This window comes from Scrofimicrobium sp. R131, from assembly GCF_040256745.1.
Lineage (GTDB): Bacteria > Actinomycetota > Actinomycetes > Actinomycetales > Actinomycetaceae > Scrofimicrobium > Scrofimicrobium appendicitidis.
Map to the genome: position 1 here is coordinate 1,560,307 of NZ_CP138335.1, position 22,380 is coordinate 1,582,686.

15 protein-coding genes are annotated in these 22,380 nt (G+C 65.2%); 10 read left to right on the forward strand and 5 right to left on the reverse strand.

All coding sequences use genetic code 11. The features are described from left to right. Positions 1-104: 104 nt before the first annotated feature. The 3 genes from SAC06_RS07300 to SAC06_RS07310 all read right to left on the reverse strand — a co-directional run bounded on the left by SAC06_RS07300 (position 105) and on the right by SAC06_RS07310 (position 6,012). Positions 105-1,730, reverse strand: coding sequence for a folylpolyglutamate synthase/dihydrofolate synthase family protein (locus SAC06_RS07300; protein WP_350257647.1), 1,626 nt, complete (start codon positions 1,728-1,730; stop codon positions 105-107). A 4-nt stretch (positions 1,731-1,734) separates the two neighbouring features. Then, positions 1,735-4,983: an isoleucine--tRNA ligase gene (gene ileS / locus SAC06_RS07305; protein WP_350257648.1), complete on the reverse strand. Its 3,249-nt coding sequence runs from the start codon at positions 4,981-4,983 to the stop codon at positions 1,735-1,737. 270 nt (positions 4,984-5,253) lie between these two features. Next, positions 5,254-6,012, reverse strand: coding sequence for an SDR family oxidoreductase (locus SAC06_RS07310; protein WP_350257649.1), 759 nt, complete (start codon positions 6,010-6,012; stop codon positions 5,254-5,256). A 215-nt stretch (positions 6,013-6,227) separates the two neighbouring features. Here SAC06_RS07310 and SAC06_RS07315 point away from each other — a divergent pair, with 215 nt between their 5' ends. From SAC06_RS07315 to SAC06_RS07335, 5 genes are all read left to right on the forward strand, one after another. Continuing rightward, positions 6,228-6,629, forward strand: a complete 402-nt coding sequence (locus SAC06_RS07315; protein ID WP_350257650.1) for a single-stranded DNA-binding protein — start codon at positions 6,228-6,230, stop codon at positions 6,627-6,629. 318 nt (positions 6,630-6,947) lie between these two features. Beyond that, positions 6,948-8,939: a M13 family metallopeptidase gene (locus SAC06_RS07320; protein ID WP_350257651.1), complete on the forward strand. Its 1,992-nt coding sequence runs from the start codon at positions 6,948-6,950 to the stop codon at positions 8,937-8,939. Positions 8,940-9,045: 106 nt separating this feature from the next. After that, positions 9,046-11,616, forward strand: a complete 2,571-nt coding sequence (gene pepN / locus SAC06_RS07325; RefSeq protein ID WP_350257652.1) for an aminopeptidase N — start codon at positions 9,046-9,048, stop codon at positions 11,614-11,616. Between the two features lie 160 nt (positions 11,617-11,776). Further along, positions 11,777-12,007, forward strand: coding sequence for a PTS glucose/sucrose transporter subunit IIB (locus SAC06_RS07330; protein ID WP_350257653.1), 231 nt, complete (start codon positions 11,777-11,779; stop codon positions 12,005-12,007). A 32-nt stretch (positions 12,008-12,039) separates the two neighbouring features. Further along, on the forward strand, positions 12,040-12,522 hold the full coding sequence (locus SAC06_RS07335; protein WP_350257654.1) for a PTS glucose transporter subunit IIA: 483 nt from the start codon (positions 12,040-12,042) through the stop codon (positions 12,520-12,522). On the opposite strand, the gene malQ is transcribed toward SAC06_RS07335, so the two are convergent. Next, positions 12,519-14,675 carry a 4-alpha-glucanotransferase gene (gene malQ / locus SAC06_RS07340; protein WP_350257655.1) on the reverse strand — a complete coding sequence of 719 codons (2,157 nt, stop codon included), beginning with the start codon at positions 14,673-14,675 and terminating at the stop codon, positions 12,519-12,521. The genes SAC06_RS07335 and malQ overlap by 4 nt on opposite strands. 112 nt (positions 14,676-14,787) lie before the next feature. Between malQ and SAC06_RS07345 the strand changes: the two genes are divergently transcribed. Then, positions 14,788-15,021: a hypothetical protein gene (locus SAC06_RS07345; RefSeq protein ID WP_350257656.1), complete on the forward strand. Its 234-nt coding sequence runs from the start codon at positions 14,788-14,790 to the stop codon at positions 15,019-15,021. Between the two features lie 213 nt (positions 15,022-15,234). Beyond that, on the forward strand, positions 15,235-16,197 hold the full coding sequence (locus tag SAC06_RS07350) for an acyl-CoA thioesterase (protein WP_350257657.1): 963 nt from the start codon (positions 15,235-15,237) through the stop codon (positions 16,195-16,197). Positions 16,198-16,233: 36 nt separating this feature from the next. Here SAC06_RS07350 and ettA read toward each other — a convergent pair whose 3' ends face one another. Further along, on the reverse strand, positions 16,234-17,916 hold the full coding sequence (ettA, locus tag SAC06_RS07355) for an energy-dependent translational throttle protein EttA (RefSeq protein WP_350257658.1): 1,683 nt from the start codon (positions 17,914-17,916) through the stop codon (positions 16,234-16,236). A 308-nt stretch (positions 17,917-18,224) separates the two neighbouring features. Here ettA and SAC06_RS07360 point away from each other — a divergent pair, with 308 nt between their 5' ends. The 3 genes from SAC06_RS07360 to SAC06_RS07370 are packed head-to-tail and all read left to right on the forward strand — an operon-like array spanning position 18,225 to position 22,380. Continuing rightward, the gene (locus SAC06_RS07360) at positions 18,225-19,007 is read left to right on the forward strand and encodes a biotin--[acetyl-CoA-carboxylase] ligase (protein WP_350257659.1); all 783 of its coding nucleotides are present in this window, start codon (positions 18,225-18,227) and stop codon (positions 19,005-19,007) included. Beyond that, entirely contained in the window at positions 19,004-20,794 is a 1,791-nt protein-coding gene (locus SAC06_RS07365) for an acetyl/propionyl/methylcrotonyl-CoA carboxylase subunit alpha (RefSeq protein ID WP_350257660.1), read from the forward strand. The genes SAC06_RS07360 and SAC06_RS07365 overlap by 4 nt, the downstream gene beginning before the upstream one ends. After that, a complete protein-coding gene (locus SAC06_RS07370) occupies positions 20,791-22,380 on the forward strand; it encodes an acyl-CoA carboxylase subunit beta (RefSeq protein WP_350257661.1) in 1,590 nt (529 codons plus the stop codon). Before SAC06_RS07365 ends, SAC06_RS07370 begins: the two co-directional genes overlap by 4 nt.

The following is a 22,380-nucleotide window of genomic DNA, read 5'->3' on the forward strand; positions in this document are numbered from 1 at the left end:
GCTTTTTGGGTACAACTACGTACAGGCTCAATCTTGCCACCAAAGGTGCTGGCTGTCAGCGCTGCTGGAGGCTCCATCCGGGCCGGTCAGGCCGCCAACGCCCCTCAGCCCAGACGCCGGTCCGGGGCCAGCAGGTTTGTGGCGTCGCCGGCCAGGACCACCGAGCCGAAAATGACAATGCCCTTGTCCTCAGACGGGTTCTTGGCCAGGTCGACCAACTCGGCCGCCCGGTCAATCGCCTCGGCCAGTTCGTCGCGCACGTGGACCCGATCCGGGCCAAAGACGTCACTGGCAATCTGCTCCAGCTCTTCAATCGGCATCGCGCGTGGGCCGCCCAACTGGGTGATGACCAACTCGTCCAACACGGGTTCCAGCTCGGCCAGGACCAGCTCAACCTGCTTGTCCCGCATAGCCGAGTAGACGCCGACCGCGAAACCGAAGTCGAAGACTTCCTCCAGGGCCCCGCGCAGTGCCTGCGCCCCGCCGGGGTTGTGAGCCGAGTCGACCACCACCGTGGGTGATCCGCGCAGCACCTCCAACCGCCCGGGAGAGCGGACCGCCTGCAGACCGGTGTCCACCAGATCGGAACGCAGCGGTTCGGTCCCCATCAGCGCCTCCACCGCTACCAGGGCTGCCCCGGCATTGCGGGCCTGGTGCTCCCCGTGCAGGGGCAGGTACAGGTCGGCGTAGACGGCGGTCGGTGTCCGGAGGGAAAGAATCTGGCCGTTGCCCTCCGACTGGCGGGCCACCACCTCCCAGTCCCGCCCCTCCAGGCGCAGGACCGAGTCGGTCTCCCGGCACCGCTGCTCGATAATACGGAGTGCCTCGGGCTCTTGCCGCTGGCACACAATAGTCATCTTGTCTTTGATGATGCCGGCTTTTTCGGCGGCAATCTGTTCAATTGTGTCGCCCAGCCACTGCTGGTGATCCAGCGAGATAGCCGTGATCACGCCAATCCCGGAGTCGATCACGTTGGTCGCATCCCAGGTTCCGCCCATCCCGCATTCGACCACGGCCGCGTCGACCGGATAGTCGGCCCAGGCAGCGAACGCCATGGCGGTCAGCACCTCGAAGAACGAGAGTCGCGGGCCTCCCGCCTTGGTGGAAGCCTCATCCACCATGGCAACGTAGGGGGCGATATCCTCCCAGGCGGCCAGGAACTGGGCCGGACTGAGGGGCTCCCCCTCGACCGTGATCCGCTCGCGCACGTCCCGCAGGTGCGGGGAGGTAAAGCGCCCCACCCGCAGGTCGAACGTACCCAGCAGGGCATCGATCATCCGGGAGGTGGAGGTCTTCCCGTTGGTGCCGGCCACGTGAATGCTGGGGTAGGCGTTTTGCGGGGCGCCCAGCAGGTCCATCAGCTGTTCGATCCGGTCCAGGGTGGGGGCAAAGTCATGCTCGGGGGCCCGGGCAAACAGTTCGGAGGCGAGGGCACGCACCTGCGCGCGTTCGGCGGCAGCGTCGGCCGGGTTCAGGGCCGTGCCGTCGCTCTCCTCCTCGGCAAACAGGTCGTCGTCCTCCGCGCGGATCTCCCCCATCAGCTCGGCAATCAGATCCGGGTCGGGACCGGCCAGCAGCGAGGTCTCCACCAGGTTTCTGAGGGCGGTGAGCCGCTCCGATTCCTCGGCTTCCGGCTCGGCGCTGTCCTCCGCCTCGTCGTCCTCGGCCGCCGCAATCAGGTACGGGACCAGCTCCGGATCGATCCCGGGGAAATCGTCGTTATCGCTCACGTCTCTAGTCCTTCACTACCGACAGGTCGATCACCAGTTCAGCGGCCGGCGCCTCCTGCAGGTCCACGGTGGTGGCCAGCGTTTCGGCGGCAATCAGCTCCGCGTGGGTCCGGGCCGCCGCCAGGAACTCGGCGGGCACGCCCAGGTGCAGGTTGATTCGGTCGGCAATGTGCAGGTCGGCGTTCTTGCGCGCATCCTGGACGGCGCGGATGACGTCGCGGGCGTACCCTTCGGCGGCCAACTCTTCCGAAATGGCCGTGTCCAGGACCACGAAGCAGCCCGAGTCCAGCACGGTGGCCACCTCGTCCCCTCCTGCCACCACTCGGGTGGACAGGGTGACCTGGTCGCCGCTCAGGCGCACCGGCTCGCCCTGGAACTCCACCCCGGGGAAGGTGACCGAGCCGTCGGCCTCCGCCTGCCACTGCCCCTGCTTTTGCGCGGCAAACAGTTTCGAGGTGAGCGGGCGCAGCTGCGGGTCGAAGGCACGCGGGTTCAGGGCCAGCTCCTGGCGCACCTCGAAGCCGGAATGAGTCGGATCCTCGACCCGAACCTCCTTCACGTTGACCTCCGAGCCGATCAGCGGGGCAAACCGAGCCAGATGGTCGGCGTTGGCCGCCACCACCGCCATGGCCGCCAGCGGCTGACGGACCCGAATGCGGTTGGCTTTGCGCAGCGAGTGGGCGGCGGAAACCACCTCGCGGACGGAGTCCATCGTCTCAACCAGCTCCGGGTCGGCCCACTGGGCGGGCGGAGTCGGGAAGTCGACGAGGTGAACCGACTCGCCGCCGGTTAGGCCGCGCCAAATTTCCTCGGCCAGCAGCGGCAGCAGCGGAGCGACCGCCTCGGTCAGGGTGACCAGCACGGTGTAGAGGGTGTCGAAGGAGTCCTGCTCTTCGTCCCAGAACCGCTGACGCTGGGTCCGCACGTACCAGTTGGTGACCACGTCCAGGTGGTCGCGGAAGGTCTGGGCCGCACTCGGGATGTCGTAGGCATCCAGGCTGGCCCGCATCTGGAGGACCACCTCGTGGGTCCGAGCCAGCAGGTAGCGTTCCATTTCCGGCAGCTCGGCCACCGGGTCGTCCGCGCCGAGGCGATGCAGGTCGATCCCCTCGCCGCCGTGGCAGACGTTCGCGTACAGCGCCAGGAAATAGTAGGTGTTCCACAGGGGCAGCAGGATTTGGCGCACCGCGTCGCGGATGCCCCCCTCGGTCACGATCAGGTTCCCCCCGCGCACCACGGTGGAGCTGAGCAGGAACCAGCGCATCGCATCCGAGCCGTAGGTGTCGAACACCCCGTTCACGTCCGGGTAGTTGCGCAACGACTTGCTCATTTTGCGGCCGTCGTCGCCCAGCACGATGCCGTGCGAAACGGCGTTGTAGAAGGCGGGCCGGTCGAACAGCGCGGTGGCCAGCACGTGCAGCAGGTAGAACCAGCCGCGGGTCTGGCCGATGTACTCCACGATGAAGTCGCCCGGGTAGTGGTCTTCAAACCACTCGCGGTTCTCAAACGGGTAGTGCACCTGGGCGAAGGGCATCGCGCCGGACTCAAACCAGCAGTCCAGCACCTCGGGCACGCGGCGCATCATGGATTTGCCGGTCGGGTCGTCCGGGTTGGGGCGAACCAGTTCGTCCACGTAGGGGCGGTGCAGATCGATCGAGTCGGCGCTCACCCCGAAGTCGGCTGCCAGCTGCTCGTAGGAGCCGTACACGTCCACCCGGGGGTAGCGCGGGTCGTCCGACTTCCAGACGGGGATCGGCGCACCCCAGAACCGGTTGCGAGAGATCGACCAGTCGCGGGCGCCGGCCAGCCAGTGGCCGAACTGCCCGTCTTTGATGTGGTTCGGAACCCAGTTGATCTCCTGGTTCAGCTCAACCATCCGGTCCCTGAACCTGGTCACCTCGACAAACCAGGAGCTGACCGCCTTGTAGATCAGCGGCTGCCGGCAGCGCCAGCAGTGGGGGTAGCTGTGCGCGTAGGACGCCTGCTTGACGAGCACGGCCCGCCGGTCGTCGGCCACCTCGGACAGGGCCCCGGTCCCTTCGCGCAGGTCGGCGATCACCAGCCGGTTGGAGTCGAATACTTGGACCCCTTCGTAGTCCGGGACCTCGGCGGTGAACTTGCCCGCCTCGTCCACCGGCACCACGGTTTTGATTCCGGCCGCCAGGCAGACCGCCATGTCGTCTTCACCGAAGGCGGGGGCGAGGTGAACCAGGCCCGAGCCGTCCTCGGTGGTGACGAAGTCGGCCCCCAGGATCTGGAACGCGTTCGGGTCCTTCCCGGCAAAGTAGGGGAAGATCGGCTGGTAGCGCCGACCAACCAGGTCGGTGCCGCGCAGGCGGCGGGCCACGGCCGGGTCCTCCCCCAGTTCCGCGGCGTAGTCGGCCAGGCGGGCTTCGGCCAGGATCACCCGTTCTCCGGCCAGGTCGCCGGTAGAGGGCACCACCTCGACGTAGTCGATTTCGGGGCCCACGGCCACGGCCAGGTTCGAGGGCAGAGTCCAGGGAGTGGTGGTCCAGAGCAGGGCCCGTTCCCCGGTTGGGCGCCCCGCCTCGTCCACCAGCGCCACGCCAACCGTCACCGTCTGGTCGGTGCGCTCCTGGTAGACGTCGTCGTCCATCCGCAGTTCGTGGTTGGACAGGGGGGTTTCGTCGTTCCAGCAGTAGGGCAACACCTTGTAGCCCTCGTAGATCAGGCCCTTGTCGTACAGGGTGCGAAACGCCCACAGGACCGATTCCATGTACTCCGGATCGAGGGTCTTGTAGTCGTCCGCGAAGTCCACCCACCGGGCCTGGCGGTTGACGTAGTTCTCCCATTCCCCGGTGTATTTGAGGACCGAGCGGCGGCAGGCGGCGTTGAAGGCTTCGATGCCCATCCCCCCGGGCCCTTCGATTTCGCTCTTGTCTTCAATCCCAAGTTCGCGTTCGGCTTCGAGCTCTGCAGGCAGGCCGTGCGTGTCCCAGCCGAAGCGGCGTTCCACCCGGTGGCCCAGCATCGTCTGGTAGCGCCCGACCGCATCCTTGACGTAGCCGGTCAGCAGGTGCCCGTAGTGGGGCAGGCCGTTGGCGAAGGGCGGGCCGTCGTAGAAGACGAACTCGTTGGAGCCTTTTTTGCCGGCTGGACGCTGGTCAATGGACTTCTGGAAGACGTCCTGATCCTGCCAGTACTTGAGGGTCTCAACTTCCAGGTCAGGCAGGGACGGCTTCGCGGTCACCTGCTGATCCCGGCGATGTCGGGGGAGGTGTTTCTGAGACATCTTCTGGTTCCTTCTGTCCTCTTGAGCCAACTTGGATCGAGGACGACAACCAGTTCCGGTTCCCGCGGTACCACCTCGGTTAATCGAGCCCACCAGCCCGATTCACTTCGTGACAGCTGTGACGGGCTTACCCGTCCGGTTCTACTGGGGCCAATCCCGCTGGGGGGGTCAACCTGTTCTTCCGAAAGCTCCCCGGTGATACCCGCTGACGCGGCCGGCTCATAGCTGACCCTTATGCTAACGCAAATGGGTGGGCCGCGTCAGGGGTGCTCACTGTGAGTTCCGCGCCACCACCGTGTTGGTCGCCTGCGCCACCGGGCGGACAATCATCGAGTCGATGTTGACGTGGGCGGGCAACTCCACCGTCCAGGCGATGGTCTCGGCAATGTCTTCCGCGGTCAGCGGCTCGGCCACCCCCTGATAGACCCGGTCGGCGGCCGCCTGATCCCCGAGCCGGTGGAGGGAAAATTCTTCCGTCTTGACCATGCCGGGGCCGATCTCAATGATCCGCACCGGCTCGCCCACCAGTTCCTGGCGCAGGGTGTTGGCAATGATCCGCTCACCGTGTTTGGCAGCCACGTACCCGCCCCCACCGGGGTAGGTGTCGTGCGCGGCGGTGGAGGTCAGGAACACCAGGTCTCCCCCGCGCTGGCGCATCTCGGGCAGGAAGGCTTTGGACACCAGCAGCGCGGTGATGACGTTGCGCTCATACATGGTGCGCCAGCGGTCGATGTCCGCCTCCGCAATTGAATCCACCCCCAGGGCGCCCCCGGCCACGTTCACGACCGTGTCCACCGGCCCCCGGGCCAGCGCCCAGTCCCGCAGGCGCTGGACGGAGTCGGCCTCGGTCAGGTCGGCGGCAAAATACTCGCATCCGGTTTCCTCGGCCAGCCGCGCCAGGCGCTCTTCGCGCCGGGCCACGCCAATCACCTGCCAGCCGGTGGCTCGCAGGCGCCGAACGGTCGCCGCCCCGATCCCGGTGGATGCGCCGGTGACCAGGGCCCGCTTGCTGCTGTGTGCATTAGTCATAGTTCTATTATGGCCCGGACCGGGTGTCGGCTGAACCGGTTGTCACCAGTTGGGGCCCGGGTGGGGCACTTGAACGAGGCGGAGCCCGGCCGGTGGGTGGGCGCGGCCCCGGTCCAGGGCCAGCTGCCGGTGCACCTTGGTGAGGCGGGCCAAACCCGTAGCACTTGTCGGAGGTGGGCCCTACACTCAGAGCAAGTGAAACCGAGGAGGAGATCATGAGTTTTCGGGGACAAACGACCGGGGCCATCGCCAACCCGGTGCTGCGCTGGACCGGTCAGCAGCGCGCTGTGTTGGAGCTGCGCATCCATTCGACCGCTTCGGCGCGGAACAAGGATACGGGTGAGTGGCACGACGTGGGCGATCAGCTGTGGATCAGTGCCAGTTTTTGGGATCAGGAAGCCCAGAAGTTGGCCGACGTGCTGCAGCAGGGCGACCGGGTCACCGTTGAGGGGACCCTGGTGATTGAGTCCTACCAGCGCCGCGACGGCACCAGCGGCGTCTCCCACTCGCTGCGTTCGCCTCGGTTCCTGGGGGTGATTCCTTCCCGCCGGTCTGAGGCGGCCCCACCCGCTGACGAGTTCGGCCCGATTACCTCGGACACCCAGGCTCCGTTCTAGTGGTTAAATGGAAACGGGCCCGCTCTCGCGGGCCCGCCCATCCCATCAACACAGTGTGAGTCGAAACGGACCAGGCGCACAGTCCTTGTTTCGAACTCACCTATAGGTTATGGAGCTAAGGTTGGGGTTGGCTTGAACGAACCTGAAGATTCCCTGAGAATTATCGTCCACGGTTCCCCGGCCCCAAGGATTCGTTGCAATCTCAACGTTTCAAGCCTTCATTCACACAGCATTTTTCGGGTAACGCTCTGAGCGAACGGCCCGGGCCGGCCGACGACCGCAGGGAACTTAGCGGTTTGACCTCCTAGAATGACTCTCATGACCAATAACTTAAAGGCCCACGTTCTCGAAGAAGCGGCCATGGACCCCACCGTCCGGCCCCAGGATGACTACTACCGCTACATCAACGGCACCTGGTTGGAAAACCACGAGATCCCGGCAGATCGAGCTTCAGACGGTTCTTTCTTTGCCCTGCGGGACCTGAGTGAAGTCAACTGCCACCGGATCGTCAAGGACGCGGTGGCCGGCAAGATTGACGACCCGGATGCGGAGCGGATCGCCATCCTGTTCCAACAGTTCATGGATGAGGAAGAGGCAAACCGGCTCGGAGCCGAGCCGCTGGTTCCCTACCTGACCCAGATTTTCTCGGCGGCCGATCACGAGCAGTTGGCCGGCGTGCTCGGCGAACTCTTCGCCATGGGACTGGGCGGACATTTTGACCTGGGGGTCAGCCCGGACATCAACGACTCCAGCCGCTACATTCTGTACGTGAACCAGGCCGGTCTGGGTCTGCCGGACGAGTCCTACTATCGCGAAGAGCAGTACGCCTCGGTCCGGGAAGCCTACCGCGCCTACCTGCAGCAGATCTTCACCCTGGCCGAGGTCAGTGAGAATCCCGCCGCTGCCGCCGACGCCGTGTTTGAGTTTGAAACCAAACTGGCCGCTCACCACTGGGACGTGGTCCGCGACCGAGAGGTGGAGAAGCAAAACAACCTGCGCAGTTGGGAGGAACTGAAAGCCGAGAACCCCGGCTTTGCCTGGGATCGGTGGGCCCGGGATCTGCAGCTGAACCTGGCGGAGGTCCCCGCCTTCAACGTGAACCAGTTGGACTTCCTGGAGGCTGCCTCGCAACTGTGGGAACAGACGGACCTGCACGTGCTGAAACTTTGGCTTTCGCGCAAGATCATCGCCTTTGCCTCCCCCTACCTTTCCGACCTGTTCGTGCTGGAGAACTTCAATTTCTACTCCAAGACGCTGGCCGGCATTCAGGAGATGCGGCCGCGGTGGAAGCGCGGGGTTGCCCTGGTGGAGGGGCTGGTGGGCGAGGCGCTCGGTCGCCTCTACGTTGAGCGCCACTTCCCGGCCGAATACAAGGAACGGATGGATGAGCTGGTCGCCCACCTGATTGAGGCCTACCACTCGTCCATTTCCACCCTCGAATGGATGAGCGAGGCCACCAAAGCCAAGGCACTGGAGAAGTTGGCGGCCTTCACTCCCAAGATTGGCTACCCGAGCCGGTGGCGCGACTATCGGGGACTGGAACTCAGCTCGGAGCAGACGCTGCTGGCCAACATCGTCGCGGCCACCACCTTCGACACCGCCTGGGAGCTGTCCAAGCTGAGCCGCGGGGTGGATCGGGAAGAATGGTTCATGACCCCGCAAACGGTCAACGCCTACTACAACCCGCTGATGAACGAGATCGTGTTCCCGGCAGCCATCTTGCAGCCCCCGTTCTTCAGCCCTGAAGCCGACGACGCCGTCAACTACGCCGCCATCGGCGCGGTAATTGGCCACGAAATCGGCCACGGTTTTGACGACCAGGGCTCCCAGTTCGACGCCCGCGGCGAGATGCAGAACTGGTGGACCGAAGAGGACCGGGAAGAGTTCAAGAAGCGCACGCAAGCGCTGATCGCCCAGTACGACGCCTACCACCCGGCCGACCTCGGGGAGGAACACCACGTCAACGGCGCCCTCACTATCGGGGAGAACATTGGCGACCTGGGTGGACTGACCATCGCCTGGAAGGCGTGGGAGAAGGCCCTGGCCGAGCAGGGGTTGACCCCGCAGACCGCGCCGGACATCGACGGGGTAAGTGCCATCGATCGTTTCTTTGTTTCCTGGGCCCGAATCTGGCGCGGGAAGCAGCGGGACGAATATGCCATCCAACTGCTGGCAGTTGATCCCCATTCTCCGGCTGAATTCCGCTGCAATGGGGTGCTGGCAAACTTCGACGAGTTCGCCGATCACTTCCAAGTCAAACAGGGGGACCAGCTCTGGATTGACCGGGCTGACCGCGTCAGTATCTGGTAATGCGCGCAGGTCAACTACGCTTAGCTAAGATATATACAATCGGAACGCCTCCCGGCGCCCCATCAACCACGCGTCACATTCAGCGCGAACAAAATAGGGAGTTCATATGCCCGGCTTAAACCTAACTCACGAGGAAGCCCAACAGCGGGCCCAGGTGGTCAAACCCCACAGTTACGAAGTGCTGCTGGACCTGACCACCGGCGACAAGACGTTCGCGTCCCAGACGAAAATCGCTTTTTCCGCCACCGAGGGGGCCTCTACCTTTGCGGATCTGGTCGCCGCCCAGGTGCACCAGATTCGACTGAACGGTCAGGAAGTTCCGACCGAGCACTTTGCTGACAACCGGATTTGGCTGGACAACCTGGCTGCGGAAAACGAGCTGGTCGTGCAGGCCGACTGCCTCTACATGCACACCGGCGAGGGCCTGCACTCATTTGTGGACCCGGCCGACGGTCAGCGCTACTGCTACTCGCAGTTCGAGGTGCCCGACGCCCGGCGAGTGTTCACCACTTTTGAACAGCCTGACCTGAAGGCCACCTTTCAGTTCTCGGTGATCACCCCGGACGGTTGGACCGTCCTGTCAAACTCGCCCACCCCGGCCCCCACCACCGTGGAGCAGGGTCTTCGCTTCGACTTCGAGCCAACCCCGCTGATCTCCACCTACATCACCGCGATCATCGCCGGTCCCTACGTGGGCGAAACCGGCTCGCTCACCTCGGTAGACGGACGCGAGATTCCGCTGGGTGTGTACTGCCGTCAGTCCCTGAAAGAGTACTTGGACGCCGACGTCATCATGGACACGACCCGGCAGGGCTTCAAGTTCTTCGAGGAGGCGTACGGGATCCCCTACCCCTTCGCCAAGTACGACCAGATTTTCGTTCCCGAGTACAACGCGGGCGCCATGGAGAACGCCGGCTGCATCACCTTCCGCGATCAGTACATCTTCCGCTCCAAGCCCACCGAGTGGGAGCTGGAGTCGCGCGCCAACACGATCCTGCACGAGCTGGCTCACATGTGGTTCGGTGACCTGGTGACCATGAAGTGGTGGAACGACCTCTGGTTGAACGAGTCCTTTGCCGAGTTCATGTCGCACCTGGCCCTGGCCGAGGGAACCGAGTGGACCGACGCTTGGATCGGCTTCATGTCCCGGAAGGAATGGGGCCTCAATCAGGATCAGCTGCCCTCGACCCACCCGATCAAGGCGGACATGCCCGACCTGCAGGCAGTCGAAGTGAACTTCGATGGCATCACCTACGCCAAGGGGGCTTCGGTGCTGCGCCAGCTGGTCACCTACGTGGGCCGGGACAACTTCTTCCGAGGTCTGCACGAGTACCTGACCAAGCATTCGTGGGACAACGCCACTCTGGACGACCTGCTCAGTGAACTCGAGGTCACCTCGGGCCGCGACCTGCGGGCCTGGGCTCAGGTGTGGCTGGAAGAGGCCGGGGTTACCCTGCTGCGCCCGGTGATCGAAGTTGACGATCAGGGCAACTACGCTCGGGTCAGCATCACCCAGGAGGCCTTCACCCCCGGTGCCAGCCTGCGGCCCCACCGCCTGGCCGTCGCCGGTTACGACCTGAACGAGGACGGCAACGTCACTCAGAGCTTCCGCGTTGAGGTGGATGTGGACGGCGCCGAGACCGTCATTGACGAGTTGGCTGGCCGGCCCCGCCCGGCGCTGCTGCTGATCAACGACGGCGACCTGGCCTACGCCAAGATCCGCCTGGATGAGGACTCCCTCCAGTTCGCGGTGAACCAGATCGACAAGGTGTCGGATCCGGTCACCCGCCGGACCCTGCTCTCTGCCGCCTGGGACATGACCCGCGACGGAGACATGAGCGCCACCGACTTCATTACTCTGTCGCTGCGGGCGGCCCCGGTGGAGACCAACATTGCCTCCCTCACCTCCAACCTGGCTCGAATCCACACGGCGGTCACCCACTACACGGCTCCCGCCAATCGCGGCGCCCGGCTGGAATCGACCGGGGACCGGCTCCTGCTGCTGGTCAAAGCCAACCCGGCCGGCACCGATCAGCAGAAGCTGCTGGTCAAGTCGCTGGCGCAAAATGCGGTCTCGGACCAGCACTTCGAGTTCCTCACCGGACTATTCGAGGGCAACCACCCGCTGCACGGTCTGGACGTGGACATCGACCTGAAGTGGACGCTGCTGACGGCCCTGGTTCGGGCCGGCCGCGCCGGTGAAGCTGAGATCGCCGCTCTGAGCGAGGAAGATCCGACCCTGACCGGGGCGCAGAATGCCGCGCGGGCCCGGGCCACCGTCAACTCGGACGAGGTGCGGGCCCAGACCTGGGAGGAGGCGCTGACCAACTCCGAGATCCCGAACGACACCCTCTGGGCCATGCTGGCCGGCTTCTGGGCACACGCTGCCACCAACCCGGCTGCCTACGCCAGCTACGTGGAGAAGTACTTCGACTCGGTGGTGCGGGTGTGGGATTCACACACGTTCCACATCGGCTCACGCCTGATCGAAGCCACCTTCCCCAGCCCGCTGAGCGGCTACCTGCCCGAGGTCAACGTGGTGGAACGGGCCGAACAGTGGCTGGCCAACCACCAGGAGCAACCTGCTTCCCTTCGCCGCCTCGTCCTGGAAGGTCAGGCCGATGCCCAGCGGATGCTGACGGCCCAGCGCTGCGACGCGGAAGGGCCCCGGCAGTAAGGAAGGTCACCCTGGGGTCGGCCCGGCCCCAAAAAATACATCGGGCCTGATGAGGCGCGCTTTGCCAGTTACGATGTGTCCGGTCTCTCGGACTGGCAAAGCGCGCTTCGTGCTACGTTTTAAGCAAGCGCTTCTTTGACCCCGCCGTGGAGGAACCGTCGTGAGCAAACCCGAACAAATCATCGAAGGCCTCGGTGGCCCCACCAACATCAAAATCCTGGAACCCTGCATCACCCGACTGCGCGTCGAGGTGAACGACCCGTCGCAGGTCAACGAGGCCAAGCTGAAGGAAGCCGGCGCCTACGGCGTGGTCCAGGTCGAAGGAACAGTTCAGGTTGTGGTCGGCCCGGAAGCTGACCACCTGGCCCGCGAGGCAAACTCCCTGCTCTAGGCTAAGACCAACCGACAACCTGGAGTGAGATCGTGTCCCGTGACTTCATCCTTGAGGCCCCCGTCCGCGGGACAGTTTCGCCTTTAGCCCAGGTGCCGGACCGAGCTTTCGCCGATGAGATGCTTGGCCCCGGCATTGCCCTGGACCCCACCGACACCGGGACGGTGACGGTGGGCGCACCCGCCGCCGGACTGATCCGGACCATTCACCCGCACGCTTTTGTCCTGCAGGTTTCCCCAAAACTAGCCGCCCTGGTTCACCTGGGAATCGACACCTACCGGGCGGGTGCCGACCAGTTCAAAATGCTGATCGAGCCGGGACGCTACGTCAACCGGATGGAACCCATCATCGAGTGGAACATCGACCGGACCGTTGAGAGCAAGTTTGCTCCCTGGGTAGTGGTGACCATCCTGGGGTTTCACACCGACGAGATGAGCCTGACCCCCGCGGTCGAATATGGCGACCGGGTTTGCCCCGGCCAGCAGATCCTGCAACTGCACTGCGACCAGGACTAGTTGGCGCGGGGAATCTCCTGCCGCATCACCGCAAAGAGGCGGTTCAGGTCCGGCCGCTCAGCCAGGTCCTCCAACCAGATGGGCGTTCCTTCCGCATCTGAGAGGGGAATCCGCCAGTTCGGGTACTCGTTGTGGGTTCCGGGCAGGTTCTGCGGCTGCTTCTCCCCCACTGCATCCACCAGGGAGGCTGCCACCAGGCGCGCCGGGGTGCGCGCAATGTAGCGGTGCATTGCCTCCAGCATTTCCGCCGGGCCGGCGTCTTCAGCCAGCAGACCCCACTCGATTAGGCGCTGGCGCATCCGGTCCTGCTCCTCCAGGTCCTGCGCCATCACCTGTTCCACCGGTTCGACCAGCAGCCCCAGGCGGTCGCGCAGCCGGGTGTGGGTTCCCTCCATGTAGCCGGCGGTCGGGGGCAGGTCGTGCGTGTTGACGGTCGCCAGGACGTTCTCCCGGTACCGGTCCGCTCCCAGCGGCCAGCCGTGCTCATCCTTTTCAAACCAGAGGACGGAGGTGCCCAGCACCCCGCGCTCATTCAGGTACTGGCGGACCCAGGGTTCAACAGTGCCCAAGTCCTCGCCGATGACCATCACCCCGCGGCGGTGGGCCTCCAGCAGCAGGATCCCAACCATCGCCTCGTGGTCGAAGTAGACGTAGGCGCCGTGGTCGGCCCGCTCCCCACAGGGGATCCACCAGAGGCGGAACAACCCCAGAATGTGGTCGATCCGCAGGGCGCCGGACAGGCGCATGGTGGCGGCAAAGATTTCGCGGAGCGGCTGGTACCCCACCCGTTCCAGGGCACGCGGGTTCAGCGGGGGCTGGGACCAGTCCTGGCCCTGCTGGGAGTACATGTCCGGCGGGGCCCCCACCGACATGGTGGAGGCAAAAACCTCCGGATTGGCCCAGTAGTCGGCCCCAAATCGGTGCACCCCCACCGCCAGATCCGCCATGATGCCCACCCGCATGCCCAGGCTGTGGGCGACCCGGTTGGGTTCCTGGCACTGTTCGGCCGCCACCCACTGGCACCACTGATAGAAGTGGATCCGCGGGGCCAGCTCTTCCTCCAGCGCGTGGACGGCCGGGGAATCGGGAGAGGAAAACTCTTCGCCCAGGTCGGTACTGCCCACCCGTTCCACCAGCGCACACCAGAGGGCGTACCGGTACAGGCTGGGACCGCCCGCCTCAATGAACGCGCCCAACTGAGCCTCCCGGTGCAGGGAGCGCGGCAGGGGGTGGATCTGCTCCAACGCTTCTTTCTTGGCTTCCCAGGAGCCGTCTCGGTTCAGTCCGCCTCCGCGCGGGGCGGGAAGGGAGGCCGCCTGCAGGCGTGCCTGCTCAATTTTGGCCTGCTGGCGCGGGCCCAGCTGGACGTACTCGGGAATCGCTTCGGGCCGAATGTAGGTCAGGTTCAGCCAGCGCCGAGAGATCGGCAGGTACGGCGAATCCTCCACCGGTGCCACCACCTCGGCGGCATGAAGCGGGTTGATCAGCAGGAAGTCGGCTTGCTGCTGCGCGCAGATGGCGGTCAGGTCTGCCAGATCGGCCGCGTCCCCCAGCCCCCAGGACCGATGGGAACGAACGGAGTAGGCCTGGACGTTTACCCCCCAGTAGCGGTTTCGCCCCGACAGGAGCGCCGGCTCCAGCCGGTTTGGCACCACGTAGAGCGGACGGGTGACCACTTCCAACTCGTCGTCGAGGTGAACCGTGGCGGTCAGCTGGTGGTAGCCGAGCGGCAGGCCCGAGGGAACCTGGAAGGTGGCCCGGCCCTGAAGCTCACCGTCCACCGAACGCGGATCGAAATACCAGTCCAACTGCGCCAGTTCGACCCGGTCCCCATTTTCCAGCTCCACCTGCACCTGGACACCGCGCCCGTGCGGCACGTGGACGAAAATCTCCTGCGAGCTTCCTTCGCGAACGACGGTGCAGGCGGGCAAAGTTTGGCGCCAAGGCTGATCTTCGGTCCAGGTGATGGCCGCCTCCACCTGGGCTCGGTCGGAGTCGTCCGACACCGGCACTCCCAGCTCAGACAGGACCGCGATCAGCGTGTGGGCGGCAACCTGCTGATAGTTCCCACTCCAATCCCAAAAGCCGGTAGACACACCATTTAGGTCGGCCAGGTGGCGCAGACGCTCTTCTCCCTCAGCGTCCAGAGTCATGATGCCTCCATCGGGTTTGCAGCTCGCGAACGTTTCCTTCGTTTCAGGATAGTGCATCAATGCCGCCGGCAAATGTGGCTGAATTATCGTTGACCGATTGTTTCGGGGCGAAATGTTGGGCAACCTCGGTGCGTCCACCCCGGAGCCCACCCGGCTCAGCCCCGGGCTGACCTTCACCAACCGGGGGTTTCGACTGAGAATCACCGACCTGTTCCCCAGTCCGATCACCTCCGTGCCCAACCGGACGCGGGGCCATTGGCCGCTCGGTCCGAAAGGACTTCGGCTGGAGACGCCGGGTGAGCTGCTGCACGCAACCAACCACTCCGGGACAATTGACCTAACTTAATTGCCGGAATTGTCGATTCTGCCCACCGCAGTTACCTAAAGTGAGGACCGGATTTGGGGCGGCTATTCTTCCGGCAAAACCGCTCAGAAGTGCGACTGCGGGGCCTAATCACGGGGCTGGGCGCCGATCCGACGCGGCGCAGGAGCCCTCTGAGCGTCCCCAATCATGACCATCGAATACAGGTTTAGGGCCTTTGCGAGCACAATGGAACCTATGACCGATCCGATCCAGATTCCGATCATTGACGCTGAACCAGTTGCTTCTGTTCTTCGAACCCTAACCCTGCAGGAAGCCGGCCCGGACTTCTTTGCCGCCGAATCCCTCCCCCAGGTTCGCCGGGTGTACGGGGGTCAGGTGATTGCCCAGGCACTGCTGGCAGCGGCGGCCACGGTGCCGGATCGGACCCGCCAACCCCACTCACTCCACGCCTACTTCCTGCGCGGTGGGGACCCGGATCGCCCCTTCTCGCTGGCGGTGGAGCGCCTGCGCGATGGCCGCTCGTTCTCTAGTCGACACGTCTCGTGTCGCCAGGACGGGGCCGAGATTCTCTCGCTGAACTGCTCGTTCCAGGGGCCCGAGGTCGGGCTGGACTCGGCCGAAGTGCCCCCGATCGTTCCGGGGCCCGAACAGCTAACGTCGGCTTTGGAGATCTTCCGCTCCATGAACCACCCGGTGGCCAAGTTCCTGGGGAAGACGGCCGCGTTCGACGTCCGCCACGTGCAGCGTTCGCTGTACACCGGGGCGGACCCGGCGCGCAGCAACAGTCAGCAGCTGTGGATGAAACCGCGAAACCCCCTGCCCGAAGGGATGGATCAGCTGATTCACCGCGCCCTGCTGGCCTACGTGGTCGACCAGGTGATGCTGGAGCCGGCCCTGCGCGCCACCGGCCTGTCCTGGCTCACCCCGGGTATGTCTCTGGCTTCCCTCGACCACGCCATGTGGTTCCACCGAGACGTAGACATCAACGAGTGGCTCCTGTTTGTCGGCCACGCCGTTTCCGTTGGGGGTGGACGGGCGAAGACGGACATCCGGATCTTCAACCCGGCCGGCCAACTGGTGGCTTCCGCCGCGCAGGAAGGCATGATTCGCGTTCCGACCGAGGAGACCCAGGGCTCGGGCCGCTGGGGATTTGGGACCGAACAGAGCGATCCCCCCGCTTCGACCACCCGGTCCTAGGGACGGGGAGGAAGCAAGGGGATCGACTGCCGGTCGTTAGCCGCGGGTGAGCTTCCGGTGGGTGACCCGGTGCGGGCGCGCCGCCTCGGCCCCCATCCGCTCAATCTTGTTCTTCTCGTACGATTCGAAGTTCCCTTCAAACCAGTACCACTTGTCCGGCTCCTCCTCGGTCCCTTCCCAGGCGAGGATGTGGGTGGCCACGCGGTCCAGGAACCAGCGATCGTGGGTGACCACGACGGCGCACCCGGGGAACTGCTCCAGCGCCTTTTCCAAGGAGCCGAGCGTTTCCACGTCCAGGTCGTTGGTCGGCTCGTCCAGCAGCAGCAGGTTTCCGCCCTGCTTCAGGGTCAACGCCAGATTCAGGCGGTTGCGCTCACCACCGGAGAGTACCCCGGCCGGCTTTTGCTGGTCGGCACCCTTGAAGCCAAACGCGCTGACGTAGGCGCGGGAGGGAACCTCGACATTGCCCACCTGGATGTAGTCCAGGCCGTCCGAAACCACTTCCCACAGGGTCTTTTCCGGGTCGATTCCCGCCCGGTTCTGATCGACGTAGGAGATCTTCACCGTCTCGCCGATGGTGAGCTCACCCCCGTCGAGGGGTTCAAGCCCAACGATGGTCTTGAACAGAGTGGTCTTTCCCACGCCGTTGGGGCCGATGACGCCGACAATCCCGTTCGGGGGCAGAGAGAAGCTGAGGCCGTTGATCAGCGAGCGATCCCCGAAGCCCTTCTGCAGGTTCTTCGCCTCGATCACGACGCTGCCCAGGCGCGGGCCCGGCGGAATCTGAATCTCTTCGAAGTCCAGCTTGCGGGTGCGCTCAGCTTCCGCTGCCATTTCCTCGTAGCGTTCGAGGCGGGCCTTGGACTTGGCCTGGCGACCCTTCGGGTTGGTCCGGACCCAGTCCAGCTCATCCTTCAGGCGCTTGGCCAGCTTCGCGTCCTTCTTCCCCTGCACCTGCAGGCGCTTCTGCTTTTCCTCCAGGTAGGTGGTGTAGTTGCCCTCGTAGGCGTAGAGCCGGCCGCGGTCGACCTCGGCAATCCACTCGGCCACGTGGTCAAGGAAGTAGCGGTCGTGGGTAATCGCGATGATGGCGCCCGGGTACTGGGTCAGGTGTTGTTCCAGCCAGAGGACCGACTCCGCGTCCAGGTGGTTGGTCGGCTCGTCCAGCAGGAGCAGGTCGGGCGCCTCCAGCAGCAGTTTGCACAGGGCCACCCGGCGCCGCTCTCCACCGGACAGGACCTTGACCGGGGTTTCCGGGGGCGGGCACCGAAGCGCATCCATCGCCTGGTCGAGCTGGGAATCGATGTCCCAGGCTCCGGCCGCGTCGATCTCGGTTTGCAGCTTGCCCATCTCGTCTAGGAGGGCGTCAAAGTCCGCGTCCGGGTTCGCCATCTCTTCCGAGATTTCGTTGTACCGGTGCAGTTTTCCGAGGATTTCCCCCACGCCCTGCTGGACGTTTTCCAGCACGGTTTTGTCTTCGTCCAGCTTGGGTTCCTGCTCCAAGATCCCGACCGAGTAGCCGGGGGTGAGGCGGGCTTCCCCGTTGGACGCCTCATCCAGTCCGGCCATGATTTTCAGAATTGACGACTTCCCCGCCCCGTTGGGTCCGACCATCCCGATCTTGGCCCCCGGCAGAAACGCCATCGTCACGTCATCCAGGATGACTTTGTCTCCGTGCGCCTTGCGCGCCCGGACCATCGAGTAGATATATTCAGCCACTTCTCTCCGTTCACATGTGCCCAGCGGGCAAACTGTTACCTATTGTTCCGAGGGCAGGTAGTAAGTTCAACCCACAGAGGCAACTTACCTCCCATCTGTGGCCAAGCTCCTGAGGATTCGGCGTCGCCTCCACCAGTCGGCCCCGAGCTGCGAAGACGCCTTCCCCGCGCCCGGAGGCTGTCACCCTTCTCACAGGGGCCGACACGCCAGATACTGGAAACTGCTGGACATCCCAGGGCAGGCAACTATACTTCATAACTTGAAAGACTTATTACAAATCGTGAAGTAGTTTCCGGCTGGAGGTGCAGGTGACCGGTTCGTTGGCTGACCCAAACGGGTTCGCTCCCCACCCCCACCCCGGGGTGATCCTGGCGTCGGCCACCTCGACCAACCAGCTCCTCGCCCAGCAGTGGCGCAACTTCGATCCGTTCACCTTTTTGGCTGCCCGCGAGCAGTCGGCCGGGCACGGTCGCCTGGGCCGGCCCTGGCTCGCCCCCGCCTCCAGCGCCCTACTGGTCTCGATCCTGGCCCCGGTCCCCGCCGGTCCCGCCGACCCGGCCCTGACCGCCCTCGCCGCCGCTTTGGCCACGGCCGACCTGGTGGCCGAAGAACTTCCCTCCGCCTCGATCACCCTGAAGTGGCCGAACGATGTGCTGTTGGCGGGGCAGAAAGTGGCCGGGATCCTGACCGAGTACCTGACCGAGTCGGAGGGTCAGCACCAGGTGGTCGTCGGGGTGGGGCTGAACCTGACCGTGCCCGAGGCGATCCTCTCCCAGTTTGGGGCCACCAGCTTGGCCGCCCACGGGTGGTCGCATGCGACCGGCACCGCCGTCCCCGACTCGGTCCTAGCTGACCTGGCCGAGCGCCTGGCCCAGCTCCTGGCCCGCCGAGTCTCCCGGTTGGACCAGGTTCCAGCCGAGTTTTCCGAGCGCTGTCCCATGCTGGGACAGCCCGCAACCGCCCTGCTTCCTGGGGGCGGTGAAGTTTCCGGCCTGGCCCGGGCGATTACCGCCACCGGCGAGCTGGTCATTGGGCAGACTCCGGTTCGAGCCGGCGAAGTCACCCTGGCAAAGAAGAAGGAGCAGATTTGAGCACAGTCAACACCGTCCTGGTGGCCAACCGCGGAGAGATTGCTCTGCGGATCGTCCGCGGAGCCCACGATCACGGATTGCGGTCGGTCGCGGTTTACGCCGAATCTGACCGAGGTTCACACTACGTGCGCGAAGCCGATGAAGCCTACTCGCTCGAGGGCACGACCGCCGGGGAAACCTACCTGGACGGGGCGAAAATCCTGGCCATTGCCGAACGCGCCGGCGCTGACGCGATCCACCCCGGCTACGGATTCCTGGCGGAGAACCCCGACTTTGCCGCCGCGGTGGCCGAGGCGGGACTCACCTGGATTGGCCCCGCGGCCGAGTCGATTCTGGCCCTGGGAGACAAGGTACAGGCCCGCGGCGTGGCCCAGCGCGTGGGGGTGGGCCCGGTACCGGGCACCGACCACCCGCTCACCGGCCGCGCCGAAGTGGAAGAGTTCATCGCCCAGCACGGGTTCCCGGTCATCTTGAAGCGGGCCGACGGGGGCGGGGGCCGGGGAATCTCGGTCATTTCCGGGCCGACCGATTTGGAGCACTTCTTCACCGGCCGCGACGAGGACAGCCTGAGCGCCTACTTCGTGGAGCGTTACATTCCGCGGGCCCGCCACATTGAAACCCAGTGCGGTCGAGATCAGCACGGCAACTTCACCGTCTACTCCACCCGCGACTGCTCGGTTCAGCGCCGTCACCAGAAACTGATCGAGGAGGCCCCGGCCCCGTTCCTATCCGAGGACGCGCTCGCCCAGCTTCACGACTGGTCGCGCCGCCTGTTCGAGGGCGTGGACTACGTCGGCCTGGGAACCTGCGAGTTCCTGATGGACGAGGGCGGGCAGATCTACTTCCTGGAGGTGAACCCTCGCCTGCAGGTCGAGCACACGGTGACCGAGGAAGTCACCGGCCTGGACCTGGTCGGCCAGCAGCTCAAGATTGCTGCCGGGGAAGAGCTGGACCGTCCCGAAGGCGTGCGCGGCCACTCGTTTGAACTGCGGATCACTTCGGAGGATCCCCGCCTGGGCCTGACCCCGTCGCTGGGAACCCTGACCGAAATCAAGTGGCCCACCGGCCCGGGCATCCGGATCGACACCGGGGTGGAAGAGGGAGCCGAGGTCACCCCCGAGTTCGACTCGATGATTGCCAAGCTGATCGTCACCGGGCAAGACCGCGAACACGCCCTCCGCCGGGCCCGGCGCGCCTTAGCCGAACTGGCCATCGACGGCGTCGGCACTCCCACCAGCCTGTACCAGCTGATCCTGGACCACCCGGCCTTCACCGGTGATTCCCTCGACATCTGGACCCGGTGGCTGGAAGAGGACATTCTGCCCGATTTCCTCGCCCAGTTTGCCGACGCCGAGTTGGGGGACGAGGGGGCCGCGCCCCAGCCGACCCCGCTGGCCCGCTTCGTCATTGAGATCGACGGGCGCCGCCACGAGTTGGGGGTGCCGCAAAACCTGCTGACCGCCTCCAACACCACTGCCGCTCCCCCGCGCCCACCCCAGCCGCTGCGTTCCCAGCGCGAAAGCCGGGGGCAGGCTCAGGCCGGGGCTGCCGATCCGAACCTGGTCCCCTCACCGCTGCAGGCGATTGTGGTCCGGGTCGGAGTCGAACCCGGACAGCAGGTCGCCGAAGGTGATCTGCTCCTGGTTCTCGAATCCATGAAGATGGAAAAGTACGTGCACGCCCACCGCGACGGTGAAGTAGAGGAAATCCTCGTCGTCGCCGGCGACAACGTGTCCCCCAATCAACCTCTAGTGAAGCTCTGCCCGCAATCTGAGGAGACGCTATGACCCTAACCCTGCCCCCGCGCACCCCCAGCGCCGCTGACCCCGATAGTTCCAGGGAGGACTACGTGAATCACCTCGACGAGCTGGCCCAGCAGGCGGAAGCCCGCGCGGCTGCCCGCCAGCACCCGGCCGGAAAGCTGACCGCCCGCGAGCGCCTCAGCCAGCTGCTGGATCCCATGTCGTTCCAGGAGATTGGCCAGTTTGCCGGCGGCAACGTGGGCAAAGACTTCCTGGGGGCCGCGGTCATCACCGGCCACGGGACCATCAACGGGCGCCGGGTCGCCGTTTACGCCCAGGACTTCTCGGTTCGGGGTGGCACCCTGGGCCGGGCCGAGGGGGACAAAATCCTGCACCTGCTGGACGTGGCCCTCGAGATGAAGATTCCGATCATCGCCCTGCTGGACTCGGGCGGCGCCCGGATCCAGGACGGCGTGGTCGCCCTGACCCAGTACGGCCGGATTTTCCGCAAGACCTGCCAGGCTTCCGGCGTTGTCCCCCAGCTGTCGCTGATCCTGGGGCCGTGCGCCGGCGGGGCTGTCTACTCGCCCGCCCTGACCGACTTCATCATCATGACGCGGGACAACTCCCACATGTTCGTCACCGGCCCCGACGTGGTCAAAGCGGTCACCGGCGAGGTCGTCTCCTTTGAGGACCTGGGCGGCGCCGAACTGCACAACTTCCAGTCCGGGGTGGCGCACTACCTGGCCGACTCGGAGGCAGACGCGCTCGAATACGCCCGGGCCCTGCTCTCCTACCTGCCCTCCAACTGCGAGGAGCGGCCCCCGTCGTACGCCTACGAGCCGGTCGCCCAGGAACTGGTCAACTCGGCCGCCCTGGACTCGCTGGTGCCCGCCTCCTCCCGCCAGCCCTACGACATGGTCGAGGTGATCCGGCACCTGGTGGATCACGGCGAGTTTGTCGAGGTGCAGGAAATGTTTGCCCGCAACATCGTGGTCGGATTCGCCTGCCTGGAAGGAACCCCGGTCGGGATCGTCGCCAACCAGCCCATGTTTGATGCGGGCACCCTCGACGTCGATGCGTCCGAGAAGGCCTCCCGCTTTGTCCGCTTCTGCGACGCCTTTGGGATTCCGATCATCACCCTGGTGGACGTGCCCGGCTACCGGCCCGGCACCGAGCAGGAGCAGGCCGGCATCATCCGCCGCGGGGCGAAGATGATTTTCGCCTACGCGAACGCCCAGGTGCCGATGGTCACGGTGGTGCTGCGCAAGGCCTACGGCGGCGCTTACATCGTGATGGGCTCGAAGTCGCTGGGAGCCGACATGAACTTTGCTTGGCCCGGCGCCGAGGTGGCCGTGATGGGCGCCGACGGAGCGGTTTCGATCATGCACCGGCGCGAGCTGAAAGCAGCCGAAGAAGCCGGCGAGGACGTGGAGGCGCTGCGGGCCCAGCTGGTTCAGCGCTACACCGAGGAATCCGTCAACCCGAACCTGTGCGTCTCTGAAGGCGAGTTCGATGCGATCATCACTCCCTCCCAGACCCGCCAGGCCCTGATCGACTCACTGGCCCTGCTGACCACCAAAGACTTGCAGTACGACGGCAAGAAGCGCCACGACAACGGCCCGCTCTAA